We start from the raw sequence: 20,382 nt of genomic DNA on the forward strand, positions 1-20,382 counted from the left end.
TTAAATTTCTAATAAGTCAGGATTATCTAAATTATGAGAGTCAATATTTAAAATATTATCTGAGAGAATTTCATTATTCAGGGATTTAGGGGACATAAACTTTATAGTTTCAACATATAATTCTGTAACAAAGTGTGTTTGACCGTCTTTATCATATTTTCTTGATCTCATTTGACCTGTAATACCTACTAGCGTACCTTGATTGGTGTACTTATCAATGTTTGACGCTAACTTGCCAAATGCTTTACAAAAAATATAATCACAGACGATTTCTCCATTTTCATCTTTATAATTTCGTTGTGTTGCAACACAAAACGTAGCAACCTTTCTTTCCTCCTTTTCAAAGATTTGTACATCTTTCGTTAGTCTTCCAACAATTACAATTTTGTTAAGCATAAAGTGTGTGATTCACCTCCTATGTTTATATCTTAATAATTCACTTAAAGATGGTCAAAGTTACAAATTTTATATTATTTATAGCTATCACATCTTATTATTTGTTATATTTAAAGAAATTAGTAATAAATAATGCTTAAAACACCTGAAAACTTCAAATATCATATATATAAATCAAATGGGATGTGGAAATATGAAAACTTTTAAAGCAGTAAGGTTCCAAATTGTAAATGAACACGGCAGAATTATTGAATATGAGTTAGAAGATGGCGTAATAATTAATAAAGAAGAAAGTGGTACAGGTTGGTTACTTGAAATTGTAATTTCAAATGAACATTATGAAACTTTTAAAGAATACCAAGACAATGAACAGTTACTCGATATACGCGTTGTTATAACTCGTCCAGCCAATGACCCAGCATTATTTGAGTCCACTATTAAGAGTATTAAAAATTTCAAAACAACGATGTCTATTGTATTTGAATGTCATATTTATACTTTGAGACAACAGTATGCTGAAAGTTTATTAGAACAACTTATCGATGATGGCTTATCTGGTGAAGAATTAAAAAATTCATTTAATAGAATGATGCAATCTAAACCGAAGTTAAAAGATGAAAAATTAGAAGAATAAAGAAAAAACATTCAAAGACAATGAGGTTTCATTAGATCTTTGAATGTTTTTTAGTTGATATTTTATTTCACGTCTTGAATTGCAAACGTTAATTCACAACTACAAGCTAGTTGTCCATCAACAGTAGCCTTTGCACTACCTTTGCCAATTGGACCCTTGATTTTTGTAATTTCCACTTCAAGTGTCAATGTATCACCAGGTACAACTTGACGTTTAAATCGACATTTATCTATACCCGCAAACAATGCTATTTTCCCTTTATTTTCTTCACTGTTTAAAATTGCTACTGCACCAGTTTGTGCTAATGCTTCAGTTATCAATACACCAGGCATTACTGCATACTCTGGAAAATGCCCTTGGAAAAATGGTTCATTGCCAGACACTTGCTTAATTGCCACACAACGGCGACCTTCTTCATATTCAACAACTTTATCAATTAATAAAAATGGTTGTCTGTGAGGTATAATTTGTTTAATTTGGTTATAATCAAAAATTGTTTCCATGGTTGTACTCCTCCATTATATTAATTCTCTGTATTAATCGTTAATACGTTCAATGTCTGCACCTAATTGCTTCAATTTACCATGTAAGTTAACATAGCCTCTATCTAAGTGTTTTAATTCTGTAACACTTGTTTTACCGTCAGCCACTAATCCAGCTAAAATTAATGCTGCTGCCGCTCTTAAATCAGTAGCTTTAACTTGTGCACCTTGTAATTGACTCTTACCTTCAAGTTTAGCGCTACGTCCTTCAACGTTGATATTAGCATTCATTCGTTTGAATTCTGCAACATGCATAAATCTATTTTCAAATACAGTTTCAGTAACCACTTTATGGCCATTTGCTGTTAATAATAACGCCATCATCTGTGACTGCATATCAGTTGGGAATCCTGGGTGTGGTAATGTCTTAATGTCAACTGGTTCTAAATCGCCTTCTGCACGCACTCGAATACCATCTTCTTGATAATCAAGTTCAACGCCCATTTCTTCTAATTTATAAACTAAGCTAGCCATATGTTCTTTAATTGCACCACGCACAAAGATATCACCGCGAGTAATTGCACCAGCAATAAGAAGTGTTCCAGCTTCTATTCTATCTGGAATGATAGCATGTTCAACACCGTGTAATGATTCAACACCGTTAATTGTTATAGTATCTGTTCCAGCACCAGTAATTCTACCGCCCATTTCGTTGATATAATTTGCTAAATCTACTATTTCAGGTTCTTTAGCTGCATTTTCAATTAAAGTTTTACCTTTAGCTAATGATGCCGCCATAATAATGTTTTGTGTTGCTCCTACACTTGGAAAATCTAAATGAATTGATGTACCTTTTAATCCATCTTTAGCATTCGCATAAATATTACCATTTTCAAGATGGATTTCTGCACCTAATGCTTCAAAACCTTTAATGTGTTGTTCAATTGGTCTACTCCCAATCGCACACCCACCTGGTAATGCAACGATTGCGTGACCTAATCTAGCTAATAAAGGTCCCATTACTAAAATACTTGCACGCATTTTACTAACATATTCATATGGTGCCTCTTCATTTAAGGTTTTTGTTGCATCAACGATAACAGCATTCTCGTCTTTTTTGTATGTTACGTCTGCATTTAACGTTGTTAATACATTATTAATTGTTTCTACATCACTTAAGGCTGGAACATTAACAAGTTTACTTGGTTTGTCAGAAGCTAACAATGATGCAGTCAATATTGGTAATACTGCATTTTTTGCACCTTCGACTTTAACCTCACCTGTTAATCTATTTCCACCCTTGATTACTATTTTATCCATCGTAAATCCTCCACTAAGAACTCCTATTACTTTTACATTTCCCTATTTTAAAATTATTTTTAATCATTATTTAATTATATCTAGTTTTGATTACAAATAACAGAGCTAGTCTTATTTTATTAAATATTTTACCTGCGTCGAGTATTGTAACAAATCTACAATAAAATTGCTTACTGCAGTACCTAATAAAATAGCAACAAATATCAAGCAAACTTGAAGTTGTGCTGAATAGCCTTTTTTGAAAAATTGATCTAATCTAATTGATTGCAATGCCCAATAGGCAATGCAAATACATACTACATGTAACACTAAATGGATAATTGCATATTGTCCGATATAATCCATTTTATCACCTCATAAGATTACTGTATTACATTGTACATGAAATGATTAAATAATGATACAAAGTTTATTACCCGTTTTTAATAAAGATTATGCTTATTTACGATATAATTCTTTTTACATAAAAATCATAGTTACGATGTTTTCAAACAAATTAAATAAAATGTATTTGATTGTGTTTAAAAAAAGGGTCGAAGATATGCAATCACACCTTCGACCCTTTGTTTTCTATTTTAATTCAGCCACACGCAAACGGTTATTTGCTCTCTCTAAAGCTCTTTCGGCTCTATGAATATCAGTATTGTCGTCATCATTTTCCAAGTGAGACTCTGCTCTTGCTTTGGCTAATTTGGCTCTTTCAACATCAATTTCTCTTGCAGTTTCTGCAGTTTGAACAATGATTGAAACTTTATGCTTTCTAACTTCAACAAAGCCATCGCTTACAGCAATGTATTCAGTTCCATCGTGAAATTTCACTTTTACAAAGCCTGTTTTTAAAGCAGCTACAGTTGGAATATGTCCACTCATGACACCTATCTCACCCGCTGTTGTTTGCATAACTACGAGTTCAACATTATCACGATCGTAAACAGAACCATTAGGAGTGACAATATCTAGGTTTAATGTATTCATTATCCATTCCTCCTAATTGTTATACTTCAACACCCATATCTTTAGCTTTTGCAATAACATCATCCATGCTACCAACTAAACGGAATGCATCTTCTGGAATATGATCATACTTACCATCTAAGATATCTTTAAAGTTGGCAACTGTTGTTTTAACAGGTACATAAGATCCCTTTTGACCAGTAAATTGTTCCGCAACGTGGAAGTTTTGAGATAAGAAGAATTGAATTCTACGTGCACGTTCAACTGTTTGCTTATCTTCATCAGATAATTCATCCATACCTAAGATAGCAATAATATCTTGTAACTCACGATATTTTTGAAGTGTTGATTGTACATCACGTGCTACTTCATAATGCTCTTGACCTACAATAGATGGTTCCAATGCTCTTGATGTAGACGCTAATGGATCCACGGCAGGATAAATACCCATCTCAGTTAATTTACGTTCTAAGTTTGTTGTTGCATCTAAATGCGCAAACGCAGTCGCTGGTGCTGGGTCAGTATAGTCATCGGCAGGTACGAATACCGCTTGAATAGATGTAACTGATCCTTTTGTTGTAGACGTAATACGTTCTTGTAATTGTCCCATTTCAGTTGCAAGTGTTGGTTGGTAACCTACGGCAGAAGGCATACGACCTAATAATGCAGATACCTCTGAACCAGCTTGTGTAAATCTGAAAATGTTATCTATGAATAATAATACGTCTTGACCTTGTTCATCACGGAAATATTCAGCCATTGTTAAACCAGATAAAGCAACACGCATACGCGCACCAGGTGGTTCATTCATTTGACCGAATACCATGGCAGTTTTCTTGATTACACCACTATCGCTCATTTCGAAGTATAAATCATTACCTTCACGTGTACGTTCACCTACGCCAGCGAATACTGAAATACCACCATGCTCTTGAGCGATGTTATTGATTAATTCTTGAATTAATACAGTTTTACCTACACCGGCACCACCGAATAATCCAATTTTACCACCTTTGATGTAAGGGGCTAATAAGTCTACTACTTTAATACCAGTTTCTAAAATTTGAACTTCTGTTGAAAGTTCATCAAATGCTGGTGCTTGACGATGGATTGGATCACGACGAACAGAATCACTAATTTCTTCTTTAAGGTCAATTGTTTCACCTAACACATTAAATACTCGACCTAATGTTTCGTCACCAACAGGCACACTAATTTCTTTGCCTGTATCTTTTACATCCATACCTCTTTGGACACCATCAGTTGAATCCATCGCAATAGTACGAACAACGTCGTCACCTAATTGCAGCGCAACTTCTAATGTTAGTTGTACAGTACCTTCTTCTTTAGGTACATCAATAACCAAGGCATTGTTAATTTTAGGAACTTCGTTATGTTCAAAACGAACATCAATTACAGGACCCATAACTTGAGTTACACGGCCAATTCCCATGCTATTTTCCTCCTTTAAATATTATTCAAGCGCTGCAGAACCACCAACAATTTCAGTAATTTGTTGTGTAATTTCAGCTTGTCTCGCTCTGTTATATTCTAATGATAAGTCATCAATAAGTTCAGTTGCATTGTCAGTTGCATTTTTCATCGCAGTCATACGCGTTGCATGCTCACTTGCTTTTGCATCTAAAATCGTTCCATAAATCAAACTCTCAACATATTGAGGCAAGATTACACTTAAGATAGATTCTTTATCAGGTTCAAATTCATAAGATGATAAATGACCATGTCCCTTACTAGAATCTTCTTGAGATAATGGTAATACTTGTCTAGATGTTGGTTTGTTTTCAAGAACACTGACATAATGACTATAGTATATATTTAATTCATCAATTTCTTCTTCACTGTATAAGTCTATAGCATGGTTAGCTAGTGCTTGAACAGATTTGAAAGAAGGTTGATCAGGTACGTCCACTTGAGAATACTCAATGTCATAACCTCTATTTTTTAGGAAATCAACACCTTGTTGTCCTAAAACTACAATACTGTATTCGCTACTATCTTGATGTTTCGCTTCAATATCAGTAATCAATTTCTTAAGTACATTTGCACTATATGCACCAGCTAAACCTTTATCACTTGTGATAACTAAATAACCACTTCTAGTTATTTTACGAGGTCTTAGCATTGGATGGTTTGTATTGCTACTTGCACCTGCAACTGCAGTAATTGCATCTTGCATTTTATCCATATATGGTGTGAATTGTTTTGTATTTTTTTCAGCTCTACGAAGTTTTGAACTTGATACCATGTTCATCGCCTTCGTAATCTGCTTCATTTTTTTGGTTGATTTTATTCGAGTATCTATTTCTTTAAGAGAAGCCACTATCTCACCACCTTATACTAAACTTGTTTATTATTCAGATTTGCTAAAGCTTTTTTTGAATTCGTTAATAGCTGTGTCGAACTTCTCAGCAGCTGGTAAGCCACCAGTTTCTCTGATTTCATTTAACAGTTCAGTAGCATTTGTTTCTGCCCAGTGGTTTAACTCGTCTTCAAAACGTGTGATATCTACAACAGGAATATCATCTAAATATCCTTTTGTTAATGCATAAATGATTAACACTTGATATTCAACTGGTAATGGTTTGTTTTGGTCTTGTTTTAAAACTTCAACCGTACGTTTACCACGTTCTAATTTACTTGCTGTAAATTCATCAAGGTCTGAACCAAATTGCGCGAATGACTCAAGTTCTCTGTAAGACGCTAAGTCAAGTCGTAATGTACCAGCAACTTTTTTCATTGCTTTAATTTGTGCAGAACCACCAACACGAGATACAGATTGTCCGGCATTAATCGCTGGTCTTACACCTGAGAAGAATAAATCAGATTGTAAGAAGATTTGTCCATCTGTAATAGAAATAACGTTTGTTGGTACATAAGCTGAAATATCACCAGCTTGCGTTTCGATAATTGGTAATGCAGTAATAGAACCGCCACCTAATTCATCGTTTAATTTTGCTGCTCTTTCTAATAATCTACTATGTAAGTAGAATACGTCACCTGGGTATGCTTCACGACCTGGAGGTCTACGTAATAATAATGATAACTCACGGTATGCTGCTGCTTGTTTTGTTAAATCATCATAAACGATTAAAACATGTTTACCGTTGAACATAAATTCTTCACCCATTGTTACACCTGAATATGGCGCAATATAAAGTAGCGGTGAAGGTTCAGAAGCTGATGCTGCTACTACGATTGTGTAGTCTAAAGCACCTGCTTGTCTTAATTTTTCAACGTTTGCTCTTACTGTTGAGTCTTTTTGACCAATAGCGACATAAATACAAATTGTACCTTGATCTTTTTGGTTTAAAATTGTATCAATGGCAATTGTTGTTTTACCTGTTTGACGGTCACCTATAATTAACTCACGTTGACCTCTACCAATTGGTACTAAAGCATCGATTGCTTTGATACCTGTTTGTAATGGTTCATCAACTGATTTACGATCCATTACACCAGTAGCTTTTTTCTCTACTGGACGCGTTTTAGTTGTGTTAATCGGTCCTTGTCCATCAATAGGTTGTCCTAATGGGTTTACAACTCTTCCGATTAGTTCTTCACCTACTGGTACTTCCATGATACGACCAGTACGTTTAACTTCATCACCTTCAGTAATATCTGTGTATGGTCCTAAAATAACCACACCCACATTTGACTCTTCAAGGTTTTGTGCTAAACCAAGTACGCCGTTATGGAATTCTACTAGCTCACCAGCCATAACGTCATTTAATCCGTGAATTAATGCAATACCATCACCAATTTGTAATACAGTACCTACATCAGTTACGGACATTTCTGACTCATAATTTTCAATTTGTGAGCGAAGTAATGCACTGATTTCTTCAGCTTTTATGGCCATCTATGTCACTCCTCTTTATTATTAATTAGCTCTTCTAAATTTTCTTTGTAATTGGACAAGATCATTTCTAACACTACCATCTAGTACAGTTGTGCCGACTTTAACTCTAAATCCACCAATTAAATCTGGATTAATTTTAGTATCTACAATTACTTTAGATAACTTTGTTTGTTGAGTTACCAGTTTGACAATCTTATCTAACTCTTCTTGACTCAATTCATATGTTGACTCAATTGTCGCAAAATCTTGATTATAGTATCTATTATATAAACTTTGGAAAGCTTTAAAAACATCACCAATTAATGAGATATGTCTATTATCAGCTAACACATACATCATGTTCTTAATATATGGGTTAGTTTCTGTAAACACACCACTTATTAACTCACGACGTTGTTCCGCAGTTTGAGTAGGATTACTATCAACCATTTTTAATTGCTCAATTTTATCTTTTACTGCTTCGTTAATGACTGTTAATTCTTCATTAATAGTCTCCAAATTATTTGTATCTAATGACACGTCAAATAATGCTTTAGCATACTTATTAGCTACTTTTACCATTATTTATCGCCTGCCTCTTTTAGATACTTGTCAACCAATGCTTTTTGGTCTTGTTCAGAAATTTCTTTTCTAAGTACTTTAGAAGCAATTAACACTGATAGTTCAGATACTTGATTATTAATATCAGCAATGGCACGTTCTTTTTGGCTATTGATTTCACTTTGAGCTGTTTCAATCATACCGTTTGCGCGTACGTTAGCTTCATGAATAATTTGTTCTTGCTGTTGTCGTGCTTGAACCTTAGCATCTTCTAAAATCTTTTGAACTTCTTCTTGTGTTTCTTTAAGTTTTTGTTTATTTTCTTCTTCAAGTTTTTGTGCATTTAACTTTGCTTGTTCTGCGTCATCGATATCTCTGTTAATATCTCTTTCACGTTTATCCATTACATCTTTTAATGGACCCCATGCGAACTTTTTAAGTAACGCAAGTAATACGATGAAAGTTAGGACCTGTACAATCACAGTACCCCACTCAACGCCTCCAGCTGCACCAAGAACGAATAAGTTAGCTGTTTCAGTCACGGGTTCATGACACTCCTTTCATTAAAATAATCGCTAGTGTTATTTAGAAAAACGAATGAGGTTAGGACCTTCTGAATTCATGCGATAGGTATGTAGTATTTCATATCTTTGCAATTCGATTACTGCACATAGACACTACTTTAAATACATTTGTATTTGTATCCTATCCGCTTTGTCCCGACCTCTTTATCTGTTAATTATCCAGCAAATGTCATGAATGCAATTACTACACCGATGATAGGTAATGCCTCAACTAAACCTACACCAATGAACATGATACCCATTAATTGACCACGTGCTTCTGGTTGACGTGCTACACCTTCAACTGTTCTTGAAACGATAAGACCGTTACCGATACCTGCTCCTAATGCTGATAAACCAATTGCGATTGCTGCTGCGATTAAATTCATAATTTAATTTCCTCCTGTGATTGTATATAATTATTGAAAATTTTAGTGTTCATCTGCCACTTTATGTGACATATAAACCATCGAAAGCATAATAAAGATATATGCTTGGATTGTTCCTACAAATATTGAAAATGCTTGCCAAACAATTAAACCTGGGATACTAATAATCCAACCCCATGCTGGTTCGTTAAAGAATAAGCCAGCAAGTAACGTTAATAGTATCTCACCTGCAAAAATGTTACCGTACAAACGTAGACCAAGTGTTAATGTTGAAGTGAATTCTTCAAACACATTAATGATTGCCAATGGCCAAAATGGCTGTACGTAACCTTTAAGATATTGTTTCGTGCCACGCATTTTAATTCCATAAAAGTGAGTTAACAGTATTATCGTTGTAGACAATGTTAATGTAACTGTTGCATCAGCTGTTGGTGATTTCCACCATAATGTGTGGTCTTTTGTCGCTATTGAAAACGGAAGACCTAACATATTAGCTATAAAAATGTACAGAATCAGCGTTACCGCTAAGAAGTGGAATTGACCACCTTTTTTCCAAGCCATGTTACCTTCAATGATTCCCCTCACGAAATCAAAAATCCATTCAACGAAATTTTGTTTGCCAGTTGGTCTTTTTTTCAAATTACGCGTACAAATGATAGCAAGTAGAAAAACAAGAAACGCCGTAACAAGTATCATCAATATACTTGATAAATTGAAAACGATATCGAAACCGAATAAATTCCAACTCACGAGCGGGGATTTGTGATCCATAATCTCACCTCTTTCTTAATTTATTTGCTCACCTTTAGTAAAGGACGTATGATAACTACAACATATGAAATCATTAAACCAATAATGATACCGATTATACTTACATGCGATTTATTAAAGTACCAAATCATACAGGCGATAATTGCAACTAAGTATCGCCACATATTTCCGGTCGAAATATGTATAGTGTCTGGCCTTTTAGACTTGGCTAAATAGCTTTCAAATACAAATGTATTGATTGCAGAACCAGTAACACCAATGATTAATCCTAAGATAAATGCATGGTGTATAAACAAGTACAATCCTGCCAATATTATGATTATATAAAAATAATATTGAATGAACTGTTTAAAAGTGTTGTAGAAACGACTCATTTTATATGCCTCCGTGTGACTGATATCAATCATGAAAACCGTTCCACTCATACAAATTAAATGATAATATAGGCGATTTGTGGTGTCAATTCTATTCAAATTGTTGTAAAAAAATAAGCATAGCCGGGCACAATTTAGACACATTTTGTCATAAAGTCTCTTTTAATTGAAATCGCTTGGTTTTTCAGTGATTAAATTCAAATAATACTTAATATGATTTACTATTCTTTCTGAAGCAAATCCATCACCATATGGATTATGTGCTTCTGACATTTGATGATACATTCTATTATCATTAATCAATTGTTTTGTAGCTTGATATACATCTTCTTCATTCGTACCAACTACTTTTAATGTACCAGCTTCAACACCTTCAGGACGCTCTGTAACGTTACGTAATACTAGGACAGGCTTGTTGAATGATGGCGCCTCTTCTTGTATACCACCCGAGTCTGTTAAAATAAAATATGCTTGTTTAGCAAAATTGTGAAAGTCTAATACATCTAATGGCTCAATTAATTCAATTCTTTCATGGTTTCCTAAAATCTTTTGCGCCACTTTACGAACTTGCGGATTTTTATGCATTGGATACACTAATGCTAAATCTGTATTTTCATCTACTAAACGTTTAACCGCTTTAAAAATGTTTTCCATTGGTATCCCAATATTTTCACGACGATGTGCTGTCATAAGAATAAATTTTTTATCGCGGTATTGATCGATAATATTTGATTTATAATCTTCATCAACTGTGTATTTCATAGCGTCAATTGCTGTATTACCAGTGACAACAACACTTTCTGACTTTTTGCCTTCATTTAATAAGTGTCTTGCTGCATTTTTAGTTGGTGCAAAATGCAAATCAGCTATAACTCCGACTAGTTGTCTATTTATTTCCTCTGGAAAAGGTGAATATTTGTCATAGCTTCTTAAACCTGCTTCTACATGTCCAACTGGCACTTGATTATAAAATGCTGCCAATCCACCTGCAAATGTAGTCATCGTATCACCATGAACAAGTACCATATCTGGCTTTTCTAAGTGGATGACTTGTTCTAATTGAGTAATCGATTTTGAAGTAATTTCAGAAAGTGTCTGTCCTGATTTCATAATATTCAAATCGTATTTTGGTTTGATTTCAAAAGTTTTTAATACTGAATCAAGCATTTCTCTATGCTGTGCTGTAACTACAACTATTGGCTCTAGCATGTCATCTTTTTCCAAAGCTTTAACTAAAGGAGCCATCTTTATGGCTTCGGGTCTTGTTCCAAATACGGTCATAATCTTTTTCATCAAACTACTTATCTCCGATTCTTCTATTTAGTACCAAACAATCTATCTCCAGCGTCGCCTAGACCTGGTGTGATATATGCTTTATCATTTAGTTTTTCATCAAGTGCAGCAATATAAATGTCTACATCTGGATGTGCTTCCTGCATTTTTTCTACGCCTTCTGGTGCCGCAATTAGACACATGAAGCGAATATTTTTAGCGCCACGTTTCTTTAATGAAGTAATTGCTTCAATTGCTGATGCGCCTGTTGCTAACATAGGATCAACCACTATAATTTGTCTTTCGGTTATATCTTGAGGTAATTTAGCGAAATACTCTACGGCTTTTAAAGTCTCTGGATCACGATATAAACCGATATGTCCAACTCTTGCCGCAGGTACTAAACTTAAAATACCATCTGTCATACCTAATCCAGCTCTTAAAATTGGAACGATAGCTAACTTTTTACCAGCTAAACGTTTAGCTGTCATTTTCGTCACAGGCGTTTCAATATCAACATCTTGAAGCTCTAAGTCTCTAGTAACTTCATATGCCATCAACATACCAACTTCGTCTACAAGTTCTCTAAATTCTTTAGTACCTGTATTTACGTCTCTAATATAGCTTAATTTGTGTTGAATTAATGGATGATCGAAAACGTGTACTTTACTCATAAAAATTACTCCTATCTTTGTGTATGTTTATTGATATAGAGGATATTCAGCTGTTAATTTCGCAACGCGTTCTTTAGCTTGTTGCAATTTTTCTTCATCTTTACTATTTTTCAAAGCTAAACTGATGATTTTCGCAACTTCCTCAAACGCTTTTTCATCGAAACCACGCGTTGTTGCAGCAGGTGTACCTAAACGTATACCACTCGTTACAAAAGGTTTTTCTTGATCAAACGGAATGGTATTTTTGTTACATGTGATACCAACTGAATCTAATGTTTCTTCAGCTTCTTTACCAGTAAGTCCTATAGATCCTTTTACATCAACAGCTACTAAATGATTATCTGTACCACCAGAAACAATTCTAAATCCTTCTTTAATCAAAGTTTCAGCAAGGACTTTTGCATTTTTAATCACTTGCTCTTGATATGTTTTAAAATTATTATCTAGTGCTTCACCAAATGCAACTGCTTTTGCTGCAATAACATGTTCAAGAGGTCCACCTTGAATACCAGGGAAGATTGTTTTATCTATGTCTTTTTTATATTCTTCCTTACATAAAATCATACCACCACGTGGTCCACGTAATGTTTTATGTGTTGTAGTTGTTACAAAATCGGCATATTCTACTGGATTCGGATGCAACCCTGCCGCTACTAAACCTGCGATATGTGCCATGTCTACCATTAACTTAGCGTTTACTTCATCTGCAATTTCTTTGAACTTTTTAAAATCAATTGTTCTTGAATAAGCTGATGCACCAGCTACGATAAGTTTAGGCTTATGTTTCAGTGCTAATTTACGAACTTCATCATAATTGATAAGTTCAGTATCTTTATCCACACCGTATTCAACAAAATTGTAGAATTTTCCACTAAAGTTTACTGGAGCACCGTGTGTTAAATGACCACCATGGCTTAAATTCATACCTAAAACTGTGTCTCCCATTTCTAGAGCAACAAGGTACACTGCCATATTCGCTTGTGATCCTGAATGTGGTTGAACATTTACATGTTCAGCTCCAAATAGTGCTTTGGCACGATCGATAGCAATAGTTTCAGTAACATCTACAAACTCACAACCACCATAATATCGGCGTCCTGGATAGCCTTCAGCATATTTATTAGTTAAGACTGAACCTTGTGCTTCCATAACTGCTTCCGATACAAAATTTTCTGATGCTATTAACTCAATGTTGCTATTTTGTCTCTGAAATTCTCTCTCGATTGCTTCTGCGATAACTTTATCCTGTTTGGTGATATAAGACATATAATCTCCCCTTCTTTCAAAAAAACTTATTGGTATTTAGCACGTTCGCCACCAATCTTTTTCGGCCTTGATGTTGCAATAGTCACTAATGCTTGCCCCACTTGTTTCACTGATGTTCTAACTGGTACGCAAACATGTTTGATATGCATGCCTATCAATGTTTGACCAATATCAATACCACATGGCACAGTAATATACTCGACCACGATTGGATCCTTCATATGCTGATATGCGTATGTCGCTAAACTACCACCAGCATGTACATCTGGAACAACGGAAACTTCTTCCATTGTTAATGGATTAAAATGAGATCTTTCTATTGTTATAGCTCTATTTATATGTTCACATCCTTGAAACGCGAAAGAAACGCCTGTCTCTTTACTCACAACATCCAATGCGTTAAAAATAGATTCTGCTACGTCCATTGAACCAACTGTTCCTATTCTTTCACCAATAACTTCAGAAGTTGAACATCCAATTAAACAAATGTCTCCCTTTTTGAAAAAAGACATTTCTTTTAATTCGTCTAGTAACATTGTCAAATCTTTCATAAAAACCCACCCTTCCGTAAAAATAAAAAAGGAATATAGCAAAGTGCTACACTCCTCTATTATAACTTATTTAACTGTTAACATATACTAATTATACAGAATTCCTTTTAGCAAATATTTTCTTTTAATTTTAAAATTAACTTTGTAAGTTCATCATATGTGTATTGATAAATTTCTCTTGAACCACCATATGGATCCACAACTTCACCAACTTCTTCAACATATTCATGCAAAGTATATACATTGTCTTGAAATCCATATTGCGTGAAAATCACTTCTTTATGCGAACGTGACATAGTCAAAATAATATCTGCTTTTAAATCTTGTTCACTAAATTGTTGTGATAAAGTTGGTTCTACTAAATTGTACTCATGTATGATATCTATAACATGACGGGCGACTTCTTGATTATCCAAAGCGAATAATCCTCGAGATTCAAAGTGCTCATTTGGCATAATTTCTTTTGCAATACTTTCAGCTAGAGGACTACGACATGTATTTCCTGTGCAGACAAATATAATATTCATAGTTCGCATCCTTTAATAAAACGATTTCCTGCTGCTTTTATCATACGATTCATTATTGCCTCACTCTGATCATTTAAATCAAATCCATAAATATAAGCTTGTTTGATTGAATCATTTTCATCTAATGAATGTAACACTTCATATAGATTATGATTAGCTTGTTTAATATCTTTTTCATCTTGGCATAAATAAATAACATGTGCTTTGTTAGGTATAAAGTGACCTTTAGATTTAGGGACTATAAAAGTTATAGACGACCAATCTTCTTCATCATTACCAATATTGCTGTTAAGTTCAGTAATAATCGTTAACGGTGTATTAGGTGCATAATGTTTATATTTCATGCCCGGTGCAATTGGCTTTTCAGTATCATTGTAATCAGCATGACTGACACTATTTGGAATTATTTCTGTAATCATTGATGCTGTAATAGAACCAGGTCTGGCAATTTTATAAGGAAAAGATGTGCAATCTAATACTGTACTTTCTAATCCTTCTTCACTTTGTTCTGCTTGCACAATGCCATCAATACGTCCATTCAAATCATGAAAAACATGTTTAAATGTTGTTGGTGAAGGTCTACCACTTAAATTTGCACTTGGCGCAGCTAACGGTTCATTTATAATTTGTAATAATTGTCTTCCAACAGAATGACTCGGCATCCTAACTGCTACTGATGATAATCCACCCGAAACTTTTGAACATAAATAACCTTTCTTTAATGGTAATATAAATGAAATCGGCCCAGGCCAAAATGCATTCATTAATTTCTCTATACGTTCATCTATAGCATATGTAAAATCTTCTAATTGATCTTTACTGTGTATATGAATAATAAGTGGGTTATCAGACGGGCGTCCTTTAGCTTCATATATTTTAGTTACAGCTTGTTCATCTTTCGCATTTGCTGCAAGCCCATAAACTGTTTCGGTTGGCAATCCAATTAATCCACCATTTAATACTATGTCTTTTATTTCATTAATTTTAGGATATTGCTGTAAATCTTCATTATATTCTCTAACATCCCAAATTTTAGTATCCACCTTAATCACACCTTTCTTATTTATCATAATACAAAGCAAAAAGCTATGCACTTAACTATACATCGTAAGCGCATAACTTTTAATCACCATATAAATGAAACGATTCTGTCTTGACCGTTTATATCTTTAATAATATCAATATTTTTATCCGGATATTTTTTCGAAATAAGTTCTTTGAGTGTCTCTCCTTGATTGTACCCAATTTCAAACACTATTGGGCTTCTAGGTTCAATGACGTATGGTAAATCTTCAATGATTGATTCATAAATCGCATATCCATGATTATCAGCAAATAAAGCTTGATGCGGTTCAAACTTTGTCACTGTTCGTGACATCGAATCCATATCCTTTTCGTCAATATATGGAGGATTTGAAATTAAACCATTTAACTTAATACCTTTCTTTATCAACGGCTTCAATGCATTTCCCATTAAAAATTGAATGTGTGTTTGATTTTTCTCTGCATTAACACGCGCAATATTAAGCGCATCAAGAGAAATATCAGTGGCGATAACATTTAAGTCTGGCTTTTCACATTTCAATGTAACCGCGAGCACTCCACTTCCTGTTCCGATATCAGCAATTGTTGCACCATCTTTCAATTGTTGTAAAAAATGCAACATAACTTCTTCAGTTTCAGGTCTTGGTATTAGACAATTTGTATTTACTTCAAAAGTTCTTCCAAAAAACGAAGCAAAGCCTACAATATACTGAACTGGCTCTCCTAAAAGCATTCGTTGAAGAGCTAAATCAAATTTCATAATCATTGCTTTAGGCATTTCTTCATGCATGTGTACAACAAAGTCAGTACGTGTCCATCGAAATACATCTAACATTAGCCATTCTGCTCGTGTTTGTTCAAATCCTTTTTTCTGCGCTAATTGAATTGCTTCATCTAACTTCTCTTTATAATTCACCATTGTTAAGTTCTTTCAATTTATCTGTTTGCTCTGATAAAGTCAGTGCATCAATAATTTCTTCTAAATGACCTTCCATTATTTGGCCAAGTTTTTGAAGCGTAAGTCCGATACGATGGTCTGTTACACGGCTTTGCGGATAGTTGTATGTTCTAATACGCTCTGAACGATCTCCAGTACCAACTGCCGATTTACGTTGAGAAGCATATTTTTGTTGTTCTTCTTGAACTTTCATATCATATAGACGTGCTTTCAACACTTTCATCGCTTTTTCACGGTTTTGAATTTGAGATTTCTCAGAAGATGTCGCGATTACGCCTGTTGGCAAATGGGTAATACGTACTGCAGAGTCAGTTGTATTGACGTGCTGACCACCCGCACCACTTGAACGATACGTATCTATTTTTAAATCTTCATTGCGAATTTCGATTTCTACATCTTCAACTTCAGGTAAAACTGCAACTGTTGCTGTTGAAGTATGAATACGCCCGCCTGATTCAGTTTCTGGAACACGTTGAACACGGTGTGCACCATTTTCAAATTTCAATTTACTGTATGCACCATTACCGGATACTGAGAAACTAATTTCCTTATAACCACCATGGTCACTTTCAGATGCTTCCACTATTTCAGTTTTAAATCCTTGTGATTCAGCATACTTTGAATACATACGCATTAAATCACCTGCGAAAATAGCCGCTTCATCTCCACCTGCTGCAGCTCTAATTTCGACGATAACATCTTTTTCGTCATTAGGATCTTTTGGAATCAACAATATTTTAAGCTCTTCTTCAAGATTAGGCAGTTCCGCTTTAATACCACTGCTTTCCTCTTTTAACATTTCGATTTCTTCTTTATCTTCTGTTTCATTTAATAATTCTTCTATATCAGTCAATTCTTCTTTTTTAGATTTATAATTTCTATAAACATCTACAGTTTTTTGCAAATCCGCTTGTTCTTTAGAATATTTACGTAATTTATCTGAATCATTTACTACATCTGGATCGCTTAACAATTCATTAAGTTGTTCGTATCTTTCTTCTACAATATCTAATTGATCAAACACTTATAATTCCTCCTTATTATTGTCACTTGGTGCTACGATATGGTGCGCACGACAACGTGGTTCATAACTTTCATTGGCACCCACTAAAATAATCGGGTCGTCAATTTTTGCTGGTTTACCATCTATTAATCGTTGTGTTCTACTAGATGAAGAACCACAAACAGCACATACTGCTTGAAGTTTCGTTACTTGTTCACTGACAGCCATCAATTTAGGCATTGGTTCGAACGGTTCGCCCCTAAAATCCATATCCAATCCAGCAACAATAACACGGTGTCCATCAGATGATAATTTTTCTGCAATACTAACAATTTCATCATCGAAAAATTGCACTTCGTCTATTCCTATAACATCAACATTTGATAAGTCATGCATCATAATTTCTCGTGCTGTAGAAATATTAATCGCTTCAATGGCATTACCATTATGAGATACGACTTTTTCTTTATGATATCGATCATCAATCGCCGGTTTAAATACAACGACTTTTTGTTTAGCGTATATTCCCCTTCTTAATCGTCTTATCAGTTCTTCGGATTTACCGCTAAACATACTACCTGTAATACATTCTATCCAACCGGAATGGTAAGTTTCATACATTGAGAGTTCCACCTTTTTCAAAACATAATCGCTTTATTATATCATATTTCAATTATTCATAAATGTCTTTTTCATAATTATATCGATAATGTGTATCATTAAAATATTGTTAAATAAGATATTCCTATCGTTGAGGAATGAATTTATTTCAAGTTAGTATTATCGTTTGAGTCTATGTTCAAATAAACCACTTTTAATAAACAATAAAATATATATATATATCATTTCATTCGTGATTGTCATATCTTCAACGAAACACAATTATATTTATATTTTCAACGCAAAGTAAAAACACTTAACTAACTCATTAAATTGATAAACACTATAAACATAAAAAAAACCGCCTACATATCCATAATTGGATGTAGACAGTTTAACTATCGTTATATTAGTCGTTTGATTTAAGACCAAACTTTTTGTTGAAACGTTCCACACGTCCATCCGCAGCAGCGAATTTTTGACGTCCTGTGTAGAATGGGTGTGAATCAGATGAAATATCTAAACGAATAACTGGGTATTCTTTTCCATCTTCCCACTCCATCATTTCTGAAGTTGTTTTTGTAGAACCGCTTAAGAATTTGAAGTTTGTTGTAGTATCTAAAAAGATTACTTGATGATACTCAGGATGAATTCCTTGTTTCATTATTTTCAGCTCCTTTGCCCTGAACCATCTGGAACAGAGTTATTTGTGAGTTTTTACCCAATACTGTGTAATTATAAAGGTAATTAATATAAAACGCAAGTCCCTGTTGTGATGTTTATTAAATTATCGGACGACCTGTTTTAGTACTTTCTTCTGCAGATTTTTGTAATTGTTTGAAGAAGTCTTCATTGTTCTTCGACTTTTTAAGCTTTCTAATAAAACGTTCAGTGAAGTCAGTTGAATCAGTGAACAGATTTCTTAGTTGCCATAAAGTGTCTAATTCAGATTTACTAATCAACAATTCTTCTTTACGTGTTGAGCTTCGGCCGATATCGATAGCTGGGAATATACGACGTTCAGATAATTTACGATCTAAATGTAACTCCATGTTACCTGTTCCTTTAAATTCTTCGTAAATCATATCGTCCATACGTGAACCCGTATCAACTAATGCAGTTGCAAGTATTGTTAAACTTCCACCTGCTTCAATATTCCTCGCTGCACCGAAGAATGCTTTTGGTTTGTGTAAAGATGCAGGATCTAAACCACCTGATAATGTACGACCACTTGGTGGAATAACTAAGTTATAAGCGCGTGCTAATCTCGTTATAGAATCCATTAAAATAATGACATCTTCCCCAATTTCTACTAAACGCTTGGCACGTTCAAGTAATAATTCAGCTACTTTAACATGGTGTTCTGGTGGTTCATCAAACGTTGAATGAACGACTTCAGCAGCTTCTACTGAGCGTTCTAAATCTGTTACCTCTTCAGGACGCTCGCCAACTAACAAAATAAATAGCTTTGCATCTGGTTTATTTGTACTAATTGCATTTGCGATTTCTTTTAACAACGACGTTTTACCCGCTTTAGGAGGTGCTACGATTAAACCACGTTGACCTAGACCAATCGGTGTTACTAAATCCATTATACGTGTTGAATAATTTTTCGTTTCAGTCTCTAATAAAATTCGTTCATCTGGATACAATGGTGTTAATGCTTGGAAATGTGGACGTTTCTTCACTTCTTCCGCATTGTGATCATTGACAAAATCAACTTGTAATAAGCCATAATATTTTTCGTTGTCTTTAGGCTTTCTAACTTTCCCTGTCACCTTATCGCCACGTTTAATTTCAAAACGACGAATTTGACTCGCAGAGATATAAATATCTTTTTCCCCTTTAGAATAGTTAACTGTTCTTAAAAAACCGTAACCGTCTGGTTGGATATCATCTAAAATACCCTCCATATAGTAGTTACCATCTTTTTCCATTTGTGCTTCCATAATAGCAAGGACAAGTTCTTTTTTATTTAGTTTACTGTAGTTTGTTAACTTAAGAGTTTTGGCTTTCTGAGTGAGTTCCTTGGTAGTATAGTTCTTGTACAATTCGTGGAATGATTCATACTGAGGAGATGTACGTTCTCTTTCAGGCATATAGTTTACACCCATTTCATTATTTTTTAGTTAGTAAGTAATAGATAGGCATGACAATGCATAAACAACTGTGCTAACACAATCC

General features: G+C 34.3%; 25 protein-coding genes. 1 reads left to right on the forward strand and 24 read right to left on the reverse strand.

Annotated features, from left to right (window positions below):
* Positions 1-396, reverse strand: a complete 396-nt coding sequence (locus ML436_10620; GenBank protein UMT77587.1) for a single-stranded DNA-binding protein — start codon at positions 394-396, stop codon at positions 1-3.
* Between the two features lie 193 nt (positions 397-589).
* Between ML436_10620 and ML436_10625 the strand changes: the two genes are divergently transcribed.
* The gene (locus ML436_10625) at positions 590-1,030 is read left to right on the forward strand and encodes a YwpF-like family protein (GenBank protein ID UMT77588.1); all 441 of its coding nucleotides are present in this window, start codon (positions 590-592) and stop codon (positions 1,028-1,030) included.
* 62 nt (positions 1,031-1,092) lie between these two features.
* Here ML436_10625 and fabZ read toward each other — a convergent pair whose 3' ends face one another.
* The 23 genes from fabZ to rho form a co-directional block, all read right to left on the reverse strand.
* A complete protein-coding gene (fabZ, locus tag ML436_10630) occupies positions 1,093-1,533 on the reverse strand; it encodes a 3-hydroxyacyl-ACP dehydratase FabZ (GenBank protein ID UMT77589.1) in 441 nt (146 codons plus the stop codon).
* 33 nt (positions 1,534-1,566) lie between these two features.
* Positions 1,567-2,832, reverse strand: a complete 1,266-nt coding sequence (gene murA, locus ML436_10635; protein UMT77590.1) for a UDP-N-acetylglucosamine 1-carboxyvinyltransferase — start codon at positions 2,830-2,832, stop codon at positions 1,567-1,569.
* Positions 2,833-2,943: 111 nt separating this feature from the next.
* On the reverse strand, positions 2,944-3,177 hold the full coding sequence (locus ML436_10640; protein ID UMT77591.1) for a DUF1146 family protein: 234 nt from the start codon (positions 3,175-3,177) through the stop codon (positions 2,944-2,946).
* A 225-nt stretch (positions 3,178-3,402) separates the two neighbouring features.
* Complete coding sequence (locus ML436_10645) at positions 3,403-3,807, reverse strand: F0F1 ATP synthase subunit epsilon (protein UMT77592.1); 405 nt, start codon at positions 3,805-3,807, stop codon at positions 3,403-3,405.
* Between the two features lie 19 nt (positions 3,808-3,826).
* Positions 3,827-5,239, reverse strand: coding sequence for a F0F1 ATP synthase subunit beta (atpD, locus tag ML436_10650; GenBank protein UMT77593.1), 1,413 nt, complete (start codon positions 5,237-5,239; stop codon positions 3,827-3,829).
* A gap of 21 nt (positions 5,240-5,260) precedes the next feature.
* Complete coding sequence (locus ML436_10655; GenBank protein ID UMT77594.1) at positions 5,261-6,127, reverse strand: F0F1 ATP synthase subunit gamma; 867 nt, start codon at positions 6,125-6,127, stop codon at positions 5,261-5,263.
* 30 nt (positions 6,128-6,157) lie between these two features.
* Positions 6,158-7,666 (reverse strand): F0F1 ATP synthase subunit alpha, encoded by a 1,509-nt coding sequence (atpA, locus tag ML436_10660; GenBank protein UMT77595.1) that lies wholly within the window; start codon positions 7,664-7,666, stop codon positions 6,158-6,160.
* Positions 7,667-7,687: 21 nt separating this feature from the next.
* Positions 7,688-8,227 carry a F0F1 ATP synthase subunit delta gene (locus ML436_10665; protein ID UMT77596.1) on the reverse strand — a complete coding sequence of 180 codons (540 nt, stop codon included), beginning with the start codon at positions 8,225-8,227 and terminating at the stop codon, positions 7,688-7,690.
* Positions 8,227-8,748, reverse strand: a complete 522-nt coding sequence (locus tag ML436_10670) for a F0F1 ATP synthase subunit B (protein UMT77597.1) — start codon at positions 8,746-8,748, stop codon at positions 8,227-8,229. The genes ML436_10665 and ML436_10670 overlap by 1 nt, the downstream gene beginning before the upstream one ends.
* Positions 8,749-8,945: 197 nt before the next feature.
* Positions 8,946-9,158, reverse strand: a complete 213-nt coding sequence (gene atpE, locus ML436_10675; GenBank protein UMT77598.1) for a F0F1 ATP synthase subunit C — start codon at positions 9,156-9,158, stop codon at positions 8,946-8,948.
* A gap of 42 nt (positions 9,159-9,200) precedes the next feature.
* The gene (gene atpB / locus ML436_10680; protein UMT77599.1) at positions 9,201-9,929 is read right to left on the reverse strand and encodes a F0F1 ATP synthase subunit A; all 729 of its coding nucleotides are present in this window, start codon (positions 9,927-9,929) and stop codon (positions 9,201-9,203) included.
* Positions 9,930-9,949: 20 nt separating this feature from the next.
* Complete coding sequence (locus tag ML436_10685; GenBank protein ID UMT77600.1) at positions 9,950-10,402, reverse strand: ATP synthase subunit I; 453 nt, start codon at positions 10,400-10,402, stop codon at positions 9,950-9,952.
* A gap of 63 nt (positions 10,403-10,465) precedes the next feature.
* Positions 10,466-11,596 (reverse strand): UDP-N-acetylglucosamine 2-epimerase (non-hydrolyzing), encoded by a 1,131-nt coding sequence (gene wecB / locus ML436_10690; GenBank protein ID UMT79518.1) that lies wholly within the window; start codon positions 11,594-11,596, stop codon positions 10,466-10,468.
* 23 nt (positions 11,597-11,619) lie between these two features.
* Positions 11,620-12,249: a uracil phosphoribosyltransferase gene (upp, locus tag ML436_10695; GenBank protein ID UMT77601.1), complete on the reverse strand. Its 630-nt coding sequence runs from the start codon at positions 12,247-12,249 to the stop codon at positions 11,620-11,622.
* Positions 12,250-12,276: 27 nt separating this feature from the next.
* The gene (locus ML436_10700) at positions 12,277-13,515 is read right to left on the reverse strand and encodes a serine hydroxymethyltransferase (GenBank protein UMT77602.1); all 1,239 of its coding nucleotides are present in this window, start codon (positions 13,513-13,515) and stop codon (positions 12,277-12,279) included.
* A gap of 26 nt (positions 13,516-13,541) precedes the next feature.
* Positions 13,542-14,066 (reverse strand): TIGR01440 family protein, encoded by a 525-nt coding sequence (locus tag ML436_10705; GenBank protein UMT77603.1) that lies wholly within the window; start codon positions 14,064-14,066, stop codon positions 13,542-13,544.
* A 107-nt stretch (positions 14,067-14,173) separates the two neighbouring features.
* On the reverse strand, positions 14,174-14,593 hold the full coding sequence (locus ML436_10710) for a low molecular weight protein arginine phosphatase (protein ID UMT77604.1): 420 nt from the start codon (positions 14,591-14,593) through the stop codon (positions 14,174-14,176).
* Positions 14,590-15,636, reverse strand: a complete 1,047-nt coding sequence (locus ML436_10715) for a threonylcarbamoyl-AMP synthase (protein UMT77605.1) — start codon at positions 15,634-15,636, stop codon at positions 14,590-14,592. The genes ML436_10710 and ML436_10715 overlap by 4 nt, the downstream gene beginning before the upstream one ends.
* A gap of 83 nt (positions 15,637-15,719) precedes the next feature.
* Positions 15,720-16,556, reverse strand: coding sequence for a peptide chain release factor N(5)-glutamine methyltransferase (gene prmC / locus ML436_10720; protein UMT77606.1), 837 nt, complete (start codon positions 16,554-16,556; stop codon positions 15,720-15,722).
* Positions 16,543-17,619, reverse strand: coding sequence for a peptide chain release factor 1 (gene prfA / locus ML436_10725; GenBank protein UMT77607.1), 1,077 nt, complete (start codon positions 17,617-17,619; stop codon positions 16,543-16,545). Before prfA ends, prmC begins: the two co-directional genes overlap by 14 nt.
* Complete coding sequence (locus tag ML436_10730) at positions 17,620-18,219, reverse strand: thymidine kinase (protein UMT77608.1); 600 nt, start codon at positions 18,217-18,219, stop codon at positions 17,620-17,622. It lies immediately after the preceding gene.
* Between the two features lie 388 nt (positions 18,220-18,607).
* Entirely contained in the window at positions 18,608-18,862 is a 255-nt protein-coding gene (locus tag ML436_10735; protein ID UMT77609.1) for a type B 50S ribosomal protein L31, read from the reverse strand.
* Between the two features lie 118 nt (positions 18,863-18,980).
* Positions 18,981-20,297, reverse strand: a complete 1,317-nt coding sequence (rho, locus tag ML436_10740) for a transcription termination factor Rho (GenBank protein UMT77610.1) — start codon at positions 20,295-20,297, stop codon at positions 18,981-18,983.
* Positions 20,298-20,382 lie beyond the last annotated feature (85 nt).

The organism is Staphylococcus roterodami, from assembly GCA_022493055.1.
Taxonomy (GTDB): Bacteria; Bacillota; Bacilli; order Staphylococcales; family Staphylococcaceae; genus Staphylococcus; species Staphylococcus singaporensis.